The organism is Streptomyces marispadix (genome assembly GCF_022524345.1).
Lineage (GTDB): Bacteria > Actinomycetota > Actinomycetes > Streptomycetales > Streptomycetaceae > Streptomyces > Streptomyces marispadix.
Window position 1 is genome coordinate 4,241,769 of record NZ_JAKWJU010000002.1, and the last position, 18,019, is coordinate 4,259,787.

General features: G+C 69.9%; 16 protein-coding genes. 4 read left to right on the forward strand and 12 right to left on the reverse strand.

Annotated features, from left to right (window positions below):
* Positions 1–83: 83 nt before the first annotated feature.
* Positions 84–1,430, reverse strand: coding sequence for a metallophosphoesterase (locus MMA15_RS17835; RefSeq protein WP_241060988.1), 1,347 nt, complete (start codon positions 1,428–1,430; stop codon positions 84–86).
* A 13-nt stretch (positions 1,431–1,443) separates the two neighbouring features.
* Complete coding sequence (locus tag MMA15_RS17840; RefSeq protein WP_241060990.1) at positions 1,444–1,731, reverse strand: SCO4848 family membrane protein; 288 nt, start codon at positions 1,729–1,731, stop codon at positions 1,444–1,446.
* Between the two features lie 112 nt (positions 1,732–1,843).
* Between MMA15_RS17840 and MMA15_RS17845 the strand changes: the two genes are divergently transcribed.
* Positions 1,844–3,271, forward strand: a complete 1,428-nt coding sequence (locus MMA15_RS17845) for a D-alanyl-D-alanine carboxypeptidase family protein (RefSeq protein ID WP_372498264.1) — start codon at positions 1,844–1,846, stop codon at positions 3,269–3,271.
* 70 nt (positions 3,272–3,341) lie between these two features.
* On the opposite strand, the gene MMA15_RS17850 is transcribed toward MMA15_RS17845, so the two are convergent.
* The 3 genes from MMA15_RS17850 to trpS all read right to left on the reverse strand — a co-directional run bounded on the left by MMA15_RS17850 (position 3,342) and on the right by trpS (position 6,282).
* A complete protein-coding gene (locus MMA15_RS17850) occupies positions 3,342–4,364 on the reverse strand; it encodes a YihY/virulence factor BrkB family protein (protein ID WP_241060992.1) in 1,023 nt (340 codons plus the stop codon).
* A 110-nt stretch (positions 4,365–4,474) separates the two neighbouring features.
* On the reverse strand, positions 4,475–5,098 hold the full coding sequence (locus tag MMA15_RS17855) for a 2'-5' RNA ligase family protein (RefSeq protein WP_241060993.1): 624 nt from the start codon (positions 5,096–5,098) through the stop codon (positions 4,475–4,477).
* Positions 5,099–5,268: 170 nt separating this feature from the next.
* Entirely contained in the window at positions 5,269–6,282 is a 1,014-nt protein-coding gene (trpS, locus tag MMA15_RS17860) for a tryptophan--tRNA ligase (RefSeq protein ID WP_241060995.1), read from the reverse strand.
* Between the two features lie 292 nt (positions 6,283–6,574).
* On the opposite strand from trpS, the gene rocD reads away from it, so the two are divergent.
* Positions 6,575–7,789: an ornithine--oxo-acid transaminase gene (gene rocD, locus MMA15_RS17865; RefSeq protein ID WP_241060997.1), complete on the forward strand. Its 1,215-nt coding sequence runs from the start codon at positions 6,575–6,577 to the stop codon at positions 7,787–7,789.
* Positions 7,790–7,899: 110 nt separating this feature from the next.
* Here rocD and MMA15_RS17870 read toward each other — a convergent pair whose 3' ends face one another.
* Entirely contained in the window at positions 7,900–9,246 is a 1,347-nt protein-coding gene (locus MMA15_RS17870; RefSeq protein WP_241060999.1) for an acyl-CoA thioesterase/bile acid-CoA:amino acid N-acyltransferase family protein, read from the reverse strand.
* Between the two features lie 92 nt (positions 9,247–9,338).
* On the opposite strand from MMA15_RS17870, the gene MMA15_RS17875 reads away from it, so the two are divergent.
* Positions 9,339–10,262, forward strand: coding sequence for a transglutaminase-like domain-containing protein (locus tag MMA15_RS17875; RefSeq protein ID WP_241061000.1), 924 nt, complete (start codon positions 9,339–9,341; stop codon positions 10,260–10,262).
* A gap of 164 nt (positions 10,263–10,426) precedes the next feature.
* On the opposite strand, the gene MMA15_RS17880 is transcribed toward MMA15_RS17875, so the two are convergent.
* The 6 genes from MMA15_RS17880 to MMA15_RS17905 form a co-directional block, all read right to left on the reverse strand.
* Positions 10,427–11,395 (reverse strand): trypsin-like serine peptidase, encoded by a 969-nt coding sequence (locus MMA15_RS17880; RefSeq protein ID WP_277401177.1) that lies wholly within the window; start codon positions 11,393–11,395, stop codon positions 10,427–10,429.
* A gap of 212 nt (positions 11,396–11,607) precedes the next feature.
* Positions 11,608–12,399 (reverse strand): succinate dehydrogenase iron-sulfur subunit, encoded by a 792-nt coding sequence (locus tag MMA15_RS17885; RefSeq protein WP_241061004.1) that lies wholly within the window; start codon positions 12,397–12,399, stop codon positions 11,608–11,610.
* A complete protein-coding gene (gene sdhA, locus MMA15_RS17890) occupies positions 12,399–14,153 on the reverse strand; it encodes a succinate dehydrogenase flavoprotein subunit (RefSeq protein WP_241061006.1) in 1,755 nt (584 codons plus the stop codon). Before sdhA ends, MMA15_RS17885 begins: the two co-directional genes overlap by 1 nt.
* Before the next feature lie 27 nt (positions 14,154–14,180).
* Entirely contained in the window at positions 14,181–14,672 is a 492-nt protein-coding gene (locus MMA15_RS17895) for a succinate dehydrogenase hydrophobic membrane anchor subunit (protein ID WP_241061008.1), read from the reverse strand.
* Between the two features lie 5 nt (positions 14,673–14,677).
* Positions 14,678–15,058, reverse strand: a complete 381-nt coding sequence (gene sdhC / locus MMA15_RS17900; protein ID WP_241061010.1) for a succinate dehydrogenase, cytochrome b556 subunit — start codon at positions 15,056–15,058, stop codon at positions 14,678–14,680.
* 214 nt (positions 15,059–15,272) lie between these two features.
* Positions 15,273–15,902, reverse strand: a complete 630-nt coding sequence (locus MMA15_RS17905; RefSeq protein ID WP_241061012.1) for a 2-oxo-4-hydroxy-4-carboxy-5-ureidoimidazoline decarboxylase — start codon at positions 15,900–15,902, stop codon at positions 15,273–15,275.
* Positions 15,903–16,382: 480 nt separating this feature from the next.
* Between MMA15_RS17905 and MMA15_RS17910 the strand changes: the two genes are divergently transcribed.
* A complete protein-coding gene (locus tag MMA15_RS17910) occupies positions 16,383–17,996 on the forward strand; it encodes a beta-N-acetylhexosaminidase (RefSeq protein WP_241061014.1) in 1,614 nt (537 codons plus the stop codon).
* Positions 17,997–18,019 lie beyond the last annotated feature (23 nt).

An 18,019-nucleotide genomic window follows, 5' to 3' on the forward strand; every position in this document is an offset into this window, starting at 1 on the left:
CTGAGGCGCTCGCCCACTCACGCCGACGGGCCGGGACACCGCTGAGGATGTCCCGGCCCGTCGGCGGTCGGTGCCCCTTCGTCTCACGCCTGCTTCGACGCCAGCCGTACGACCGTGACGTCGGGGTCCGCTCCGACCCGTACCGGAGGGCCCCACGCGCCCGCGCCCCGCGTCACATAGAGCTGGGTGTCGCCGAAGCGGTCGAGTCCGGCGACCGTCGGATTGGCGAGGGCGACGACCGCGTGGAAGGGGAAGATCTGGCCGCCGTGCGTGTGGCCGGAGAGCTGGAGGTCCACTCCGTGCCTGACCGACTCGTGGATCTGTACGGGCTGGTGCGCGAGGAGCACCGATGCGCGGGCGGGGTCGCGGTCGCCCAGTGCCTTCCCGAAGTCCGGGCCCTCGCCGCTGTCCTCGCCGCGTACGTCGTTGACGCCTGCCAGGTCGAAGCCGGGCAGTTCGACGCGTGCGTTCTGAAGCGGGTGCACATCGAGTTCCGGCAGGTACCCGACCCACTCGGCGGCGTCGCCGAAGTACTCGTGATTGCCGGTCACGAAGAACGAACCGTGCCGCGAACGCAGTCGGCGCAGCGGCTCTGCCGCCGGGCCCAGGTCCTCCACGGTTCCGTCCACGAGGTCGCCGACGATGGCGACCAGATCGGGCTGGGCGCTGTTGATCGTTTCGACGATGCGCTCGGTGTGGGAGCGGCCCAGCACGGCGCCGAGATGGATGTCGCTGACGACGGCGATGCGGTAACCGTGCGCGGAGCGCGGCAACTTGGCGAGCGGCACGGTGACGCGCTTGAGCGTGGGCCCGTTGAGCAGGTTGTACGCGCCGCCGCCGACCGTGCCCGCGGCGGCGACGGCGGCACCGGCCGCGACGGTACGGGCCACGAAGAGCCGCCGCGACGTCACGCGGGAGTCTTCGGTGCCGCCGGTGTGGGACTCCGCGGCGGTGGATGCGGCCGCGCCGGGTTCCGTACCGGGCCCCGTGCCTTCGCCGTCCGCGACCGCGCCCGTGCCTGCGGCCGATTCGCCGGCCGGCACCGCGACCGGGCCCCCGCCTCCTTCCATCCCCGTAGCCGTAGCCGTAGCCGTAGCCCCGGCCGCGTCCCGCCGTTCCAACACCCGCCGCAGCAGCGGCCGTACGGCCTCACCCACCGCCAGCGCCATCAGCAGATACAGCAGCAGCGCCATCCAGAAGTAGCCGGGCCAGGCCAGCACCCGCTGCAACGTGAACGGCGTCTCGCTGCGCCCCACCGCCACATTCACGATCACCAGCACGGGCAGCGCGAACGCCAGCACCGTCCCCGTACGCCGCCAGACGCTCCCGCGTGCGGAGACGTCCCGTACGAGGCGTCGCCACAGATACCAGTGGGCGCACCCCAGCAGCACGAAGACCGTGAGCGCGATCGACACGAAGACAACGGCCATGGCCGTCCCCCCTCTACTCTCCGGGTCTGCCCCGGAGCGCCTTCAGCCCCCGGAGCCCGATGACGCCGATGGCGGTGCCCAGCAGGAACGACACGATCGCCAGCAGCAGATGGACCCAGAAGTAGCCGGTCGGGTCGCCGTGATCGTCGAAGGCGAGCCCGCTGCCGTCGCCCCACAGGTTCTTGACGAACGTGATCCAGATGAACCACGACCAGACCCCGAAGGCGAACAGGAACCAGGACACGCGACGGCTCAGTTGGAGGGGCCGCCCTGGAGAGGACGCACCCGGAGACTGACTCATGTGGTCAAGTATGGCTATCGGCCCAACCGAGTAGCCCGGGAGGGGCCGAATGAAGGGCCCCCTGAGGGACTGCGCTGTCCACAAGTGTTCGAAGGGCATGTAATTTCGCTCTGTGCCGACTTCCTCACTTCGCGCCGTCCGGACGTCCGCGACAGCCGCAGCCGCCGTGTCCCTCGCACTCATCGTCCCCGCATCGCTCAGCGGCACAGCACACGCCGCGTCGCCGGTGAAGGACCCCGAGCCGCCCTCCCGCATGTCGACGGTCGGCGGGAAACCGCTCGGCTCACCCGGTACGCAGATGAAGGCGAAGCCGGGCCAGAAGCCGCCGGAACTTCCGAAGGACCTCACCGCACGCTCCTGGATCGTCTCCGACGCCGAGTCGGGCGAGGTGCTGGCCTCGCACAACGCGCACTGGAAGCTCCCCCCGGCCAGCACCCTGAAGATGCTCTTCGCCGACACCGTGCTGCCGAAGTTCCCGAAGACCAAGACGCACAAGGTCAAGGCGTCCGACCTGGAGGGGATGGGCGAGGGCAGCAGCCTCGTCGGCGTGAAGGAGGACCAGACCTACAGCGTGCGCGATCTGTGGCGCGGAGTCTTCCTGCGCTCCGGCAACGACGCGGTGCACGTCCTCGCCGCCATGAACGGCGGCAAGGACAAGACCGTGAGGGAGATGAACGAGGTAGCGGAGAAGCTGCACGCCGAGGACACCAACGTCGTCAGCCCCGACGGCTACGACAAGAAGGGCCAGGTCTCCTCCGCGTACGACCTGACGCTCTTCGCACGCTCCGGCATGCAGAAGGCCGACTTCCGCGAGTACGCCTCGACGGCACGCGCCGAGTTCCCCGGTGAGGAGAAGAAGGGGAAGAAGCGCGAGACGTACGAGATCCAGAACACCAACCGGCTGCTGACCGGGGACTTCGGGCTCGACCCGTACCCGGGCATCGCCGGGGTGAAGAACGGCTCGACCACGAACGCGGGGGCCACCTTCACAGGCGTCGCACAGCACGGCGACCGCGTGCTGCTGGTGACCTGCATGCACCCCGACGGCGGTCAGGGCGGGCTCGAGGTCTACAAGGAGACCGCCAAGCTCTTCGACTGGGGCTTCAAGGCCGCCGGCAAGGTCAAGCCCGTCGGCGAACTCGTGGCACCGGCAGGCGCGGGCGAGTCCGGCAAGTCCGGCGACGCGGCCGACCGCAAGAAGGGCGCCGGGCAGGCCGCCGCCGGCAGCGGCGACGACGAGGGCTCCGGCGGAGCGGGTGTTGCTCTCGGCATCACCGGCGCCTGTCTGGTGCTGGTGGCCGTCGTGGCCTACGCGGTGCACCGCCGGTGGCCGATCCCGGATCTGGCACGGCTGCGCCGCCTGCCGTTCGGCCAGGGCCCCGGGACCGGTCCGGATGCGGGCGGCGCGGTGTCCGGCCGGGACGCGAAGGCGTCGGAGCCTGCCGGCTCCGGGCCGGGCCCCGAGTCCGGTTCTTCGTCCGGGTCCGGTCAGGAGCCGGAGGCCGGCACGGACCCCGTGGGCGCCCGCAAGCCCGACTGACGCCCCCCGACCCGCACTGCTCCTGCGACTTCGACCCGCGCCGCTCCCAGGACTTCGCCCCGCACTGCTGCTAGGACTTCCTGCCGTCCCTTGGCTCGTCCTGTGAAGTCGCCTCGCCGGGACCGTGCTCGGGGTCCGTTTCCTCCCCGGGCGGCTCCTCGTCCTCGGGCGGGGGAGCGGCGCGTTCGGTCTCGACCGGTTCGGGTGCGCCGCTGCCGAGCGCGTCGATCTCCTCGATGGGTCTGCGTGTGCGCTCCGTCGCCGTCCACGAGGCGCAGAACAGCATCAGCTTCGCCATGAAGCTGATCCACAGCAGCAGCGCGATGGGCGTACCGAACGCCCCGTAGAGACTCTTGGTGGCCACGCCCTGGAGATAGCCGCCCAGCAGCAGCTTCAGCAGCTCGAAACCGACGGCGCCCATCGTGCAGGCGAGCACCACCGCCCTGCGCGGCGGCCGTACTCCGGGCAGCACCGTCAGCGCGTACCACAGCAGCGCGAAGTCGGCGGCCACGGCGGCCCCGTAGCCGGCGGCGGTCAGCAGGAACGAGCCGATGCCGTTCTCGCGGATGCCGGCCTGACCGGCGGCCCAGCCGACCGCCGAGACCGCGAACGCGGAGCCCGCCAGCGAGAACAGCCCCACCAGGCCCAGTCCCGCGAGCGCCCCGAGGTCCTTCAGCTTCAGCACGACCGGGTTGCCCGGGTCCTCCTCCAGGTCCCACAGGGCGCGCAGGCTCTCCCTGAGCGTGCCCACCCAGTTGACGCCGGTGACGACCAGCAGCAGACCGGCTACGAGCCCGATCGTCCCGGCGTTGTCGGCGAGGGACCGCAGGTCCAACTCGTGGGAGATGCCCGGGACTTGACGGTCGATCGTGTGCTGCACGGTCCGCAGGCGCCCGGACGTCAGCAGTGAGGCCCCGACGGCGGCGAAGACCGCGAGCATCGGAAAGAGCGAGATGAAGCTGGTGAAGGTGACGGACGCGGCGTGCCGGTTCCACTTGCGCTCGTCCAGGTGCTGGTAGACCCGCCAGACGCGGGTACGGAAGAACCACGCCGCCAGGGGACCGATCACCGGCAGCCTCGTCAGCCACTCCATGATCGCCGGTTACCCGCTGCACGCCCGCTCATCCGGCGGTGTGCGCAGCGGGCCGGTTCGACGAGTCAGGCCGTGTACGTCCGGCGGGCCGCCTCAGTCCGGCGTGCGTCTCAGTGCAGCGGCGCGAAGGAGTCCGCGCCGTCCTCACGCAGCGGGAACGTCTGCGGCACCTGACGGGGCACGCCCGACACCGAGAGCGGAGTGTCCTCGCCGGACCCGAAGACGAACTTCCGCTGGAGCCGCCACACCAGGTCCGAGCCCTGCTCGTAGAGCGCGAAGCCCGTGGCCGTCCAGGACGCCTCGAAACCGGCCAGCTCCTCCTGCGCCCGGTCCATCGACTCCTCGGAGATGCCGTGCGCGACCGTGACGTGCGGGTGGTACGGGAAGGCCAGCTCACGCGCCACCGGGCCCTCCGGCGCACGCACCTGCTCCTGTAGCCACGAGCACGCCGACGCGCCCTCGACGAGTTTCACGAAGACCACCGGCGAGAGCGGCCGGAAGGTGTCCGTGCCGGACAGCCGCAGCCTGAACGCACGACCCGCCGCCGCCACCCGCGCCAGATGCGCCTCGATCCGGGGACGGTCGGCCGGAGCGGCCTCGGTCGGCGGAAGCAGCGTGATGTGGGTGGGGATGCCATGAGCCGCCGGGTCGCCGAAGCTCGCACGCCTCTGCTGGAGCAGGCTGCCGTGCGGCTCGGGGACGGCGATCGATACGCCGAGCGTGACGGTCCCCACCTCGTGCTCCTTCCTGCTCGATGGCCGGTCCGCGGCCCGCTGTCTTGGGTTGTGCGCCGTGAGCTGCATGTACATCCGTGGTCGTGATCCGCTGTCGGCGGTCGCGCCGTGGAGGCGTGCTGTGTAGCTGTTACGGGGCGGGACCGCGCTTCCTCCGCCGTCCCGCCGTCTCAGTGCTTGCCGGGGAGCAGGCCCACCTTGTCGTACGCCTGCGTCAGCGTCTCCGCCGCGACGGCCCTCGCCTTCTCCGCGCCCTTCGCCAGGAGCGAGTCCAGCGTCTCCGGGTCGTCGAGGTATTCCCGGGTGCGGGCGCGGAACGGACCGGCCCATTCGCTCACGATCTCGGCCAGGTCGGTCTTCAGCGCACCGTAACCCTTGCCCTCGTAAGTCTGCTCCACTTCCGCGATTGTCGAGTCCGTGAGCGTGGCGTGGATCGTGAGCAGATTGCTGACGCCCGGCTTGTTCTCGGGGTCGAAGCGAATCTCGGTGCCGGTGTCCGTCACCGCGCTCTTGATCTTCTTCGCGGAGGACTTCGGGTCGTCCAGGAGGTCGATGATGCCCTTCGGCGACGACGCCGACTTGCTCATCTTGATCGTCGGGTCCTGGAGGTCGAAGATCTTCGCCGTCTCACGCAGGATGTACGGCTCCGGGACGGTGAAGATCTTCCCGTAGCGGCCGTTGAACCGCTCCGCCAGATTCCGCGTCAGCTCGATGTGCTGGCGCTGGTCCTCGCCGACGGGCACCTGGTTGGCCTGGTAGATCAGGATGTCGGCGACCTGGAGGATCGGGTACGTGAAGAGGCCCACGGAGGCGCGCTCCGTGCCGTGCCGCGCGGACTTGTCCTTGAACTGCGTCATACGGGACGCCTCGCCGAAGCCCGTGAGGCACTCCATCAGCCAGCTCAACTGCGTGTGCTCCGGCACGTGGCTCTGCACGAAGAGCGTGCAGCGCTCGGGGTCGAGCCCCGTCGCGAGCAACTGGGCCGCTGCGAGGCGGGTGTTGTCCCGCAGCTCCTTCGGGTCCTGCGGCAGCGTCAGCGCGTGCAGGTCCACGACCATGTAGAAGGCGTCGTGGGTCTCCTGGAGAGCGACCCATTGCCGAACGGCACCCAGGTAGTTGCCGATGTGAAACGAGCCCGAGGTGGGCTGGATCCCGGAGAGTACACGCGGACGGTCGTTGGCCATGCGCCCATTGTCTCAGGTCCCTCCTGCCCGGCGTGCACAGTTGTGCAGTGACCTGAGGCACCGTGTCGAGCCTGCGCGCCGACTCCGCGCGGGTGCCCGCATACGCGTGCGCCGGGTCCGCGCCCCGCCGGGACGCCACGGCGGACGGACTCCCGTCGTAACCCCGTACAGGCAGCAAAGTTTCTTCGCAGGGCGCCGGGTGGACGATAGAAAGAGGCAGCCCTCCGCTTCCGCACGGGACGACGTGGGAGCGGGAGGCGCCGCGCACCGACCAGACGAACGGAGACCCCGGATGTCCACCTCGGAAAGGCTGATCGCCGCGTCCGAAGCGCGCAGCGCGCACAATTACCACCCCCTGCCGGTCGTCGTCGCCTCGGCCGAGGGCGCCTGGGTTACCGACGCCGACGGGCGGCGCTACCTCGACATGCTCGCCGGCTACTCGGCGCTGAACTTCGGACACCGCAACCAGCGGCTGATCGACGCCGCCAAGGCACAGCTCGACCGGGTGACCCTCACCTCCCGCGCCTTCTACCACGACCGCTTCGGCGACTTCTGCGAGCAGCTCGCCGAGCTGTGCGGCATGGAGATGGTGCTGCCGATGAACACCGGCGCCGAGGCGGTGGAGACGGCCGTGAAGACGGCCCGCAAGTGGGGTTACCGGGTCAAGGGCGTGCCGGACGGGCAGGCGAAGATCATCGTCGCGGACAACAACTTCCACGGGCGTACGACGACGATCGTCTCCTTCTCCACCGACCCCGAGGCGAGGGCGGACTTCGGCCCGTACACGCCGGGGTTCGTGGTCGTCCCCTACGGAGATCTCGCCGCCATGGAGGCCGCGCTCGACGAGCACGGTGACGACACGGTCGCGGTGCTGATCGAGCCCATCCAGGGCGAGGCGGGAGTGCTGGTGCCGCCGGCGGGCTATCTGCCGGGCGTGCGCGAGCTGACGCGTGCTCGCGACGTGCTGATGATCGCGGACGAGATCCAGTCCGGGCTGGGCCGTACCGGGACCGACTTCGCGTGTGAGCACGAGGGCGTGCACCCCGACATGTACGTACTGGGCAAGGCGCTGGGCGGCGGCGTGGTGCCCGTATCGGCGGTGGTCTCCTCGCGGGAGGTGCTGGGCGTCTACCGGCCTGGCGAGCACGGGTCCACGTTCGGCGGGAATCCGCTGGCCTGCGCCGTGGCGCTGGAGGTCATCGCGATGCTGCGCACCGGGGAGTACCAGCAGCGCGCCAAGGAGCTGGGCGAGCATCTCCACCAGGAGCTGGGCGCGCTCGCGGGCGGAGACGCCGTACGCGAGGTGCGCGGCCGCGGTCTGTGGGCGGGCGTCGACATCGACCCCGCGCACGGTACGGGGCGTGAGCTGTCGGAGAAGCTGATGGCCCGCGGAGTGCTGGTCAAGGACACCCATGGGTCGACGATCCGGATCGCGCCGCCGCTCGTGGTGACGAAGGAGGACCTGGACTGGGGTCTGGAGCAGCTTGAGGCCGTACTGAAGGGCTGACTGAAGGGCTGACTCGATCCCGTACTGATGGGCTGAAGTGCCGTCCGGACGAGGGGCGGAGGCGCCTGCCGCCTCCGCCCCCTCACGTTTCCGCCGCCGCGCCCGCCCCGCTAGCGCAGCAGCTTCAGCACCCGCGACCAGCCGTCCTCGCGTGCCTGCTGGTCGGAGACGGACGTGCTGACGATCCGGCCGTTCGCGCCGCCCTCCTGGCCGGGCTGGCCGTAGGGGAACCAGTTCACGTGGTGGCCCGCCTTGGGATAGGTGAGCCGGCGGTGGGCGTCGCCCGAGGCGTTCCGCTGGGCGGCGATCGTCCTCGCTGACGCCGCCGAGCCCCACATCTTGTCGTTGCCGCCGGCGATCGCCAGCACGGTGCCGCGCACCCGGTCCAGCCGGATCGGCCCCGCCGGGATCGGCTGCCCGCGCTCTGCCCAGGCGGCGCGGCCCGAAGCCCCCGCCAGATAGGGCCCGTTGACCTTGTCGGACGGCGCGTAGGCGATGACGTCACGGAAGACGGACGGATGGCGCTGCCCGAGTAGCTGGGCGATCTCGCTGCCGCGCGAATTGCCCATCACCGCAAGGCGCTTGGGGTCCGCCCCGGGCTGCTGCGCCAGCAGGCGGGCGGCTCGTAGAAAGTACTCCGTGTCGATCATGTTGAGGGCGTCGGGGCGCCCCGAGCCGTCGCCGCAGCGGAAGTAGCACAGCGACAGCGCCGGATGGCCGTGCGCGGCAAGCAGAGCGGCGGCGTACTCACCGGAGTTGCCGCCCTCCGAGCCGCCGAAGACGAGGACGGGCGCACGGCGCCGCTCGCCCTTCGGCGGGGTGTACATCTCGCCGTCGACGCGGTTCTTAGCCATGGTCAGCTTGCGGTGGCGTACGTTGCCCGTCAGCCACTGGCGGGTGATCGTGCGGCTGGTGAGCCGCTTGCCGTCCTTGCCGACGGTCAGCCGCAGGGCGTACGAGCGCTTCTCGGCCGGTGAGGGCGGGTGGTAGGAGAAGGCGTCGCCGCTGCCGATCTTCCTCACGCCCGTGCCCGCTGTGGGCAGCATGGCTCCCAGCAGGCCGGTGCTGTCCGCCTTCGCATACGGGCGTCCGCCGCGCGGCGCCTGCTCGTCCAGGTCGATTCGGCCGTGGGCGTCGGCGGTGAAGTCGCCCTGGGCGCGCCAGGGTTGGCGGCGCTGGTCCACGGCGTGCGCGGCGACGGTGACGCGGTCGTGCGCGCCGAGGCCGCCGATCCGCACATGGATGTCCTGGTCGGCGAGGGCCACCGGGCGGTCGACGTGGATCGCCGGGCCCTTGTCGTCACCGTCACCGCTGCCGTGCCCGCTGTCGTGACCGCGTACCTGTCCGGCGTCGGGCCTGCGGGCGTCGTCGGAGCCCCCGCCGCCGGAGCAGGCCGCCGTCGCGGCCAGCATCATCAGCGCGGCGAGGCCCGCCCCTGCTTTCGGAATGCGTCCCACCCGGGGCACCATACGCACCCCTTCACGGATCGGGAGAACCGGTGCTCTCCCCCGGCTGGAAATCCGGGATGAGATCGGCCACGCTGTCGCGCATGCTGCCCGCAGAGCGTGACTTCTATTTAGCGCAGAGCGTCCATAGTGATCCCGGTTCGGCGGAAAAGCTCGCGGGACTTCCCCAAGGTCCCGACGAACTGGCCCTGCTCGTAAGGCACTTGCTCATCCACCGCGAGGAGACGGGCCGTTTCGGCTGTGCCCTGCCCGAATCCCGCTACCGTTCCGAAGCGGAGACCCGGTACGTCGACGACATCCTGGACATCGTCCTGCGGCTCGACGACGCACCGCTGACCGCGCCCCGCCGCCCCCTCGACCGATTCGCCGGTACCTGCCGGGACTTCGCGCTGCTGCACTGCGCGCTCCTGCGCCACTCCGGCACGCCCGCCCGTATCCGGTGCGGTTACGCCACCTACTTCGCGGAGGGTTTCCACGACGACCACTGGCTCACCGAGTACTGGCATCCCGAGCGCGGATGGATCCTCAGCGACCCGCAGTTGGTGCCCGACGTGCGGATCGAGTCGCCGTACGAGCTGGACTTCGACCCGCTCGACGTGCCGCGTGACCGCTTCCTGGTGGCGGGGGAGGGGTGGCGCCGCTGCCGTAGCGGGGAGGCCGACCCGAAGACGTTCGGCGTCAGCGTGCTGGGGCTGATGGGCCTGTGGATGGTGCGCGCCAACGTCGTACGCGATCTCGCCGCCCTCAACAGGGCGGAGGTGCTGCCCTGGGACTCCTGGGGCGTCGGCGACGCGGGGCGCGACGGTGAGAAGGGAACCGACGAGGCGGGGCTCGCCCTGCTCGACGAGGCGGCGCGTGCCACCGTCCACGCGGACTTCGACGAGGTGCGGGCGCTGTACCGGGACACCCCGAGCCTGCGGGTGCCGGAGACGGTGACCTCGTACCAGTCGTACGACGGAGAGTGCGAGATACGTCTGCGCGGAGACCCGCAGGACGGGGAGAGCTGACCGCCGAACCGGGCCGGTGCGAACCACCGCACCGGCCCGGTTCGTCGGGGCGTGCTGTGCTGTGCTCTACGAGCTGTGCCGCGTCGAGGCTCTGCGAGCCGTGCTGCGTCGAGCCCCGTTGCCGTGCCGCCGACCCTGCCCTTGCAGCCGGCGGGCGGCGCGCGTCAGCTCGCCTGAGCGGTCTCGTAGAGCTTCTTGGCGTCCTCGCCGAAGTACGGCCCGAACATCGTGTCCGGCAGGAAGGTGTAGCCGAAGCTGTTCACGGAGGACTGGAGGCCCTTGCCCGTCGCCTCGTCGAACTCGGTGAACCACGGGCCGCCGCTGGAGCCGCCCGTCATGTTGCACGAGAGGCCGTGATCCTTCGTGAGCAGCACGTCCTGGAAGGTCGTACCGCTGCAATAGATCAGCTTCTCGCCGTCGTACGGGTCGGCGGCGGGGAAGCCGAACGAGTACATCGTGGTGTTGTACTCGGCGTTGAATGACAGGCCCTGGCCGCCGACGACGTCCGTGAGCTTCTTGCCGTCGAGCTCGTTCACCACGGCGGCGCCGACGTCGAAGTTCATGTCCTCACTGGCCTCCCACTGCGGAGTGGTCAGCGTCTTCTTCGCCGTCCACTTCCCGTGCGGGGCCTCGCCGTCGTGGTAACCGGGCACGAAGACCCAGTCGGTGTGCCAGTTGCCCTGGTACTTCACGCAGTGGCCGGCGGTGATGACCGTACTGCCGTTGTCGCTGGTGACCGCGTCGCCGGAGCAAGAGGCGTCACGGTCGCCCATCTTGAAGAAGACACGGCCCGTGGTCTTCACCACGTCGCCGCCGCCGGACCAGGGGCCGCCGGGTTCGGGCTGTGCCTTGGAGCCGCCCAGCGAGCCGAGCGGCGGAACCTTCAACTCCTCGCCGCGGGGCACCGCTTTGCCGGCCCGTTCTACGGCGCGCGAACCGATGTCGAGCAGATCCTCGACCGGCGTCGCCTCACGCATGCGTTCGGCGGTCCACTGGCCGGCGGTTTGCTTCGCGGCCTTCGTCACCGTCGAACTCGGCGCGGAGCCACCGGAGTCGGCGCTCGCGGGGGTGGTTTGCAGCGCGAGGCCGAGGAGGGCGCCTACGGCCAGCAGCGCTCCTGCGCCTCGGCGCATACGTCGTGTGCGTCTCACGCTTACTCCTTCTGCTGGGATGGGGCAGATGAGTGGTGCGGTTTGACGTGCTCATTGCGTGGTGCGTCGATAGCGTGCCCCGAAATCGGTCCCGCCGAACGGGAGTCCGGGGAGTTTGGACTTGGGCACGGCAAGGCGCCCGGGGCATCGCCCCGGGCGCCTTCGTCCGCACGTATGCGCGCGGAGGGGTCCGCTCAGAAGCGGCGCGTGATCAGCGCCCGCTTGACCTCCTGGATCGCCTTCGTCACCTCGATGCCGCGCGGACAGGCGTCCGTGCAGTTGAACGTCGTGCGGCAACGCCACACGCCGTCCTTGTCGTTGAGGATCTCCAGGCGCTGCTCGCCCGCCTCGTCGCGGCTGTCGAAGATGAAGCGGTGCGCGTTGACGATGGCCGCCGGGCCGAAGTACTGCCCGTCGTTCCAGTAGATGGGGCACGAACTCGTGCACGCCGCGCACAGGATGCACTTGGTCGTGTCGTCGAAGCGCTCGCGGTCCTCGGCGGACTGGAGCCGCTCGCGCGTCGGCTCGTTGCCGCTGGTGACCAGGAACGGCATGACGTCCCGGTACGCCTGGAAGAACGGCTCCATGTCGACGACGAGGTCCTTCATCACCGTCAGGCCCTTTATCGCCTCGACGAGGATGGGCTTGGTGCTCTTCCCGTCCTTGATCCCGGTTATGTCCTTGATCAGCGTCTTGCACGCCAGCCGGTTGCGGCCGTTGATGCGCATCGCGTCCGAGCCGCAGATGCCGTGCGCACACGAGCGACGGAAGGTCAGCGTCCCGTCCAGCTCCCACTTGATGCGGTGGAGCGCGTCGAGCACCCGGTCCTTGGGGTCGATGTCGAGGGTGAAGTCCTCCCACGCCGGCTCCGCCGAGACCTCCGGGTTGAAGCGGCGGATCCGGAAGGTGACGGTGACGAGATGCGACGCCGTGGGCTGCGAATCGGCCGCGGACGGACCGGACTTGTCGATGACTGCGGTGCTCATCAGTACTTACGCTCCATCGGCTGGTAGCGGGTCTGCACGACCGGCTTGTAGTCCAGCCGGATCGACTCTGTGCCGTCGTCGCCCACTTCGCGGTACGCCATGGTGTGCCGCATGAAGTTGACGTCGTCTCGGTTGGGGAAGTCCTCGCGGTAGTGACCGCCGCGGGACTCCTTGCGTGCGAGTGCGGAGACCGCCGTCACCTCGGCCAGATCCAGCAGGTTGCCCAGCTCGATGGCCTCCAGCAGATCGGTGTTGAAGCGCTTGCCCTTGTCCTGGACGCTGATGTTCCGGTAGCGCCTGCGCAGTTCGCCGATCTCCTCGACGGCCTCCTTCAGCGTCTGCTCGGTGCGGAAGACCATCACGTTCTTGTCCATGCAGTCCTGGAGCGCCTTGCGGATCTCCACAACGCGCTCGTTGCCCGTGGCGTCGCGCAGGTTCTCCACCTCGCCCTCGACGAACGAGGCCGGGTCCTCCGGCAGTTCGACGAAGTCCGCCGTGGCCGCGTACTCGGCCGCCGCGATCCCGGCGCGCCGCCCGAAGACGTTGATGTCGAGCAGCGAGTTGGTGCCGAGCCGGTTCGCGCCGTGCACGGAGACGCAGGCGACCTCGCCCGCCGCGAACAGGCCGGGCACCGGCGTGCTGTTGTCCGCGAGCACCTGGCCGCGAACGTCCGTGGGCATGCCGCCCATCGCGTAGTGCGCCGTCGGCTGGATCGGCACCGGGTCGGTGTACGGCTCGATGCCCAGATACGTACGGGCGAACTCCGTGATGTCCGGCAGCTTGGCGTCGAGCTGCTCCGGCGGCAGATGCGTCAGGTCGAGATAGACGTGGTCCTTGTCGGCGCCGCAGCCCCGGCCCTCGCGGATCTCGGTGTAGATGGCGCGCGAGACCACGTCACGGGAGGCGAGGTCCTTCATCACCGGCGCGTACTTCTCCATGAAACGCTCGCCGTCGCGGTTGCGCAGGATGCCGCCCTCGCCGCGGGCGCCCTCGGTGAGCAGGATGCCCATCTTCCAGATGCCCGTCGGGTGGAACTGGAAGAACTCCATGTCCTCCAGCGGCAGTCCGCGGCGGAAGGCCGCCGCCTGACCGTCGCCGGTGAGGGTGTGCGCGTTCGAAGTGACCTTGAAGAACTTGCCGTTGCCGCCCGAGGCGAAGACGACCGACTTCGCCTGGAAGACGTGGATCTCGCCGGTGGCCAGCTCGTAGGCGACGACGCCCGCGGTCCTGCGTACGCCGCCGGACTCGTTGAGCAGCAGGTCCAGGACGTAGAACTCGTTGTAGAACTCCACGCCCTCCTTCACGCAGTTCTGGTACAGCGTCTGAAGGATCATGTGGCCCGTGCGGTCCGCCGCGTAGCAGGAGCGGCGCACCGGTGCCTCGCCGTGGTTGCGGCTGTGACCGCCGAAGCGGCGCTGGTCGATCGTGCCGTCCGGGGTCCGGTTGAACGGCAGGCCCATCTTCTCCAGGTCCAGGACCGAGTCGATGGCCTCCCTCGCCAGGATCTCGGCGGCGTCCTGGTCGACCAGGTAGTCGCCGCCCTTGATCGTGTCGAAGGTGTGCCACTCCCAGTTGTCCTCCTCGACGTTGGCGAGGGCCGCGGCCATGCCGCCCTGGGCGGCGCCGGTGTGGGAGCGGGTCGGGTAGAGCTTCGTCAGTACGGCCGTGCGGCTGCGCTTGGTGGCCTCGATGGCCGCCCGCATTCCCGCGCCGCCGGCGCCGACGATGACCGTGTCGTACTTGTGGAACTTCATCTGGGTTACCTCAGCCCCGTACGTGCGTCAGCGGATGTTCGGGTCGAAGGTGAAGATCACCAGCGTGCCCAGCAGGACGGTGAAGAACGTGGCCGTGTACAGCAGTGCCTTCAGCCACAGGCGGGTCGCGTCCCGCTCCGCGTAGTCGTTGATGACGGTCCGCAGGCCGTTGGCGCCGTGGAGCATCGCGAGCCACAGCATCATCAGGTCCCAGGCCTGCCAGAACGGGGAGGCCCAGCGTCCGGCGACGAAGGCGAAGCCGATCTTGGTCACGCCGCCGTCCAGTACGAGCTGGATCACCAGATGGCCCACGACCAGCACGACGAGGAGGATGCCGGACAGCCGCATGAACAGCCATCCGTACAGCTCGAAGTTGGTGCGGGTCGCCTTCGGCGTCCTCGTCGTACGGGCGCGGGCCGGGACGATCAGCGGCGCCGGGTTGTCCACGCTGTGGTGGCCGTCTGACTGGACGCCCTTGCCGGCGCCTTCGGAGGAGGGCTTCGCGGTCTCGGTCGACATGTTCATCAGCCTCCGAACAGCGTGTGCAGGGTGTGCCGCAGGACGGGGTAGAAGGCGCCGATCATCAGGACGCCCCAGATGCCCATCGCGGTCCACAGCATCTGCTTCTGGTACCTCGCGCCCTTCGACCAGAAGTCCACGGCGACGACGCGGAGGCCGTTGAGCGCGTGGAAGAGGACCGCGGCCACGAGGCCGTACTCCATGAGGTTCACGATCGGCGTCTTGTAGATCGCCACCGTCTCGTTGTACGTCTCGGGCGAGACGCGCACGAGCGCGGTGTCCAGCACGTGCACGAACAGGAAGAAGAAGATGAGGACACCGGTGACTCGATGAGCCACCCAGGACCACATGCCTTCCCGGCCGCGGTACAGCGTTCCAGCCGGCACGGAAAAAACCCTCCGGGTGCGTGTTCAGAGCCGGCCGCCATCTTCGGCTGAGAGTGCAGCGGTGTCGGTCGGACTCGGCCGGGTACGGACCACCGGCCTTCGCCATCGTAGCGACGCATTGCCGGTACATCGGCCCTGGGAGGGGCGGATGTGATCAATCAGGCAGTGGCGGGCGATCGGGGAGAGCCGCCGTCCGGAGGGGCGTGCGGGAGTGTCAGCGCAGCGACCGGAGAAGCCTGCCGCGGGCGAGGCGGCGCAGCTCGTCGGCGACGATCGGGCGCTCCTCGTCCGGGTCGTTGCCGAGCCGGGCGCGTACGTCGGCGAGGGCCTGGCCGAGCTGTTCGCCGGGGGCCCAGTCGTCGAGGCAGATGAGGAAGGCGTGGCCGAAGCGGTTCTCGTAGGCGGCGTGTGCGGCGCGCAGCGCGGTGTGCGCCGCGAGGACCTGGCGCCGGTCGCGGTCGCTGGCGGCGGGGGCGTGTGTACCGCGGTCGCCGGCGGCGGGGCGTCCGCCGGGCGCTGTTGCCGAGGTCGCGTCCGCTTCGCCGCCGTCCCAAGGGACGGGCAGCCGCGGCGACTCCGAGGCCAGTGCCTCCGCCATGTCCTCCGGCGTCATGTCGTAACTCGCCTCGTCGAGGGCGGCCAGCAGCGACTCCGTGTCCGGGTACGGACGGAAGTCGGCGATACGAGCCGCCCAGCTCGTGCTGCCGCAGCAGCGCAGCAGCAGGGCGGAGGCCACCTCGTGCGGCGCGGAGTTGAACAGGGGGAGGGGCAGGGGAAGCGACAGAGGCAGCGGCGACACCGGGAGTGGCGCCGCCTGCGCCTGTTCCCGCCTGTCTTCCTGCATCTGATCCCTCGTCTGCTCCGGCACCTGTTCCGGTGCCTGTTCGCGCCGTGGTGTCCGGCCCCGCGCCGGTTGCGACACGGCCGCAACGGGCATGCCCTCAGCCGGACTACGGCCGGTGGCACCTCCCGAAGCGCCGGTGGCGGGCGGCACATGGACCTCTTTGTCGCTTGGCGGGCTGGGGGACGTCATGGACACCTCGGAGGGCCGGCTGACATACGTGACGGGGGGCCCGCGCACGGGCCAGGACCCGAGGGCGGACCGGAGAAGGGAGGGCGGCGGCGTCCGCATCCGCGGGCGCCGCCCGCGGCCCGCCCCGTCTGCCGTCGTACGACGTCCGTACAGCCGCACATGCGGACCTCGGTCACGGTAACGACGCAGAGCGCCAACGATACGACGAGCAGGGGGATTTCACCCGGACGGGGAAGTTCCTGGGCGGGATACGCAACGAGTGCGAGCAGAAAGGGGCAATAACGTATCCATATGGGACCCAAGAGGCCAAAGAAACTGACGGTTTCGGCAGCGGTGCTCACCGTGGGCACGGTGAGTCTTCTCACCCTCGGCGGCTGCTCCGGCGAGGACGCGGGAGGCGGCCAGCACCACGGAGGCGGCACCGGCCACAGTTCGCCCGGCGGTTCGCCCGGGGTGCCGAAGCCGACGGAGCCCGCCCGAACGGGCCCGGCGCCCGCGGCAGTTCCCTCCGTACGGGACTGGAAGCCGGTGCGCGGCCCGGCCTGGAAGCCGTCGAGGTTCACGAGGGTCGTCGCCGACCCCGGCGGGCCGCTCGCCGACGAGGCGAAGCTGCTCGCCTCGGAGTTGAAGGTCCCCTTCTCCGACGGCCCGGCCCGTACGGCCGACGTGAGGCTGAGCCTGGACCAGAACCTCAAGACCGGGCGCGAGGGCTACGAGATGGCAAGCCGCGAGGGCAAGGTGACGATCGCCGGAGCCGCCGACGCGGGCGTGTTCTACGGCACCCGCACCCTGCTGAAGTCCGTACGGGCGACCGGCGCCGTCGCCGACGGCGTCGTACGGGACAGGCCCGACCGTCCGCAGCGCGGGATGATGCTCGACATCGCACGCAAGCACTTCACGGCGGACTGGATCGAGGACCGCATCCGGGAGATGGGCGATCTCAAGCTCAACCAGCTCCAGTTGCACCTCTCCGACGATCAGGCGTTCAGGGTCGAGAGCAGTACGCATCCCGAGGTCGTCTCGCGTCCGAGCCTGACGAAGGCGCAGATGCGGCGGATCGTCAAGCTCGCGCGGTCGCGGCACATCGACGTCATCCCGGAGATCGACTCACCCGGGCACCTGGGCGCCGTGCTCAAGGCGCACCCCGAGATCCAGCTCAAGAACGCCCAGGGACGGCCGACGGAAGGCGCCGTCGACATCTCAGATCCACGTGCGGCGAAGATCATCGACGATCTGCTGCGCGAGTACGCCGACCTCTTCCCCGGCAAGTACTGGCACCTGGGCGGCGACGAGTATCTGGCCCTGATGCAGCGGGACCCGGAGGCGTCCTATCCGGGGCTGGCGGCCAAGGCACGCGAGGAGTTCGGCCCCGGCGCCCGGGTGTCGGACCTGGCGACCGACTGGCTCAACGACAGGTCAGCCGTCGTAAGGGAGAAGGGCAAGACCCCGCAGGCGTGGAACGACGGCATCCACACCGGCGGCGAGGTCCGCGCCCACCGCGACCGCGAGGTCGCCTACTGGACGGGCAGGGAACCGGGGGAGCGCAGCCCCGTCTCGTATCTGAGGGAGGGCTGGAAGCTGATCAACCTCAACGACGAGTACCTCTACTACGTCCTAGGCGAGCCCAATAAGTTCACATATCCGACAGGGCGCCGCATCTACGACAATTGGACTCCGGCCGTACTGCGGGGCACGGAATCCGTACCGAAATCTCTGTCCGGACCGAGCCACATCCTCGGTGGGCGCTTCGCCGTGTGGTGCGACCGTGCCGGAGCGCAGACCCAGGAGCAGGTCGCCGCGGGCATCAGGGCACCGCTCCGTGCCACGGCGCAGAAGCTGTGGAATCCCCGGAAACCGGCTCTGAGCTGGGAAGACTTCAAGCGTCTCGGCGAGCGCACGAGCTGATACGAGCCGGCGGGCCCGCCGGA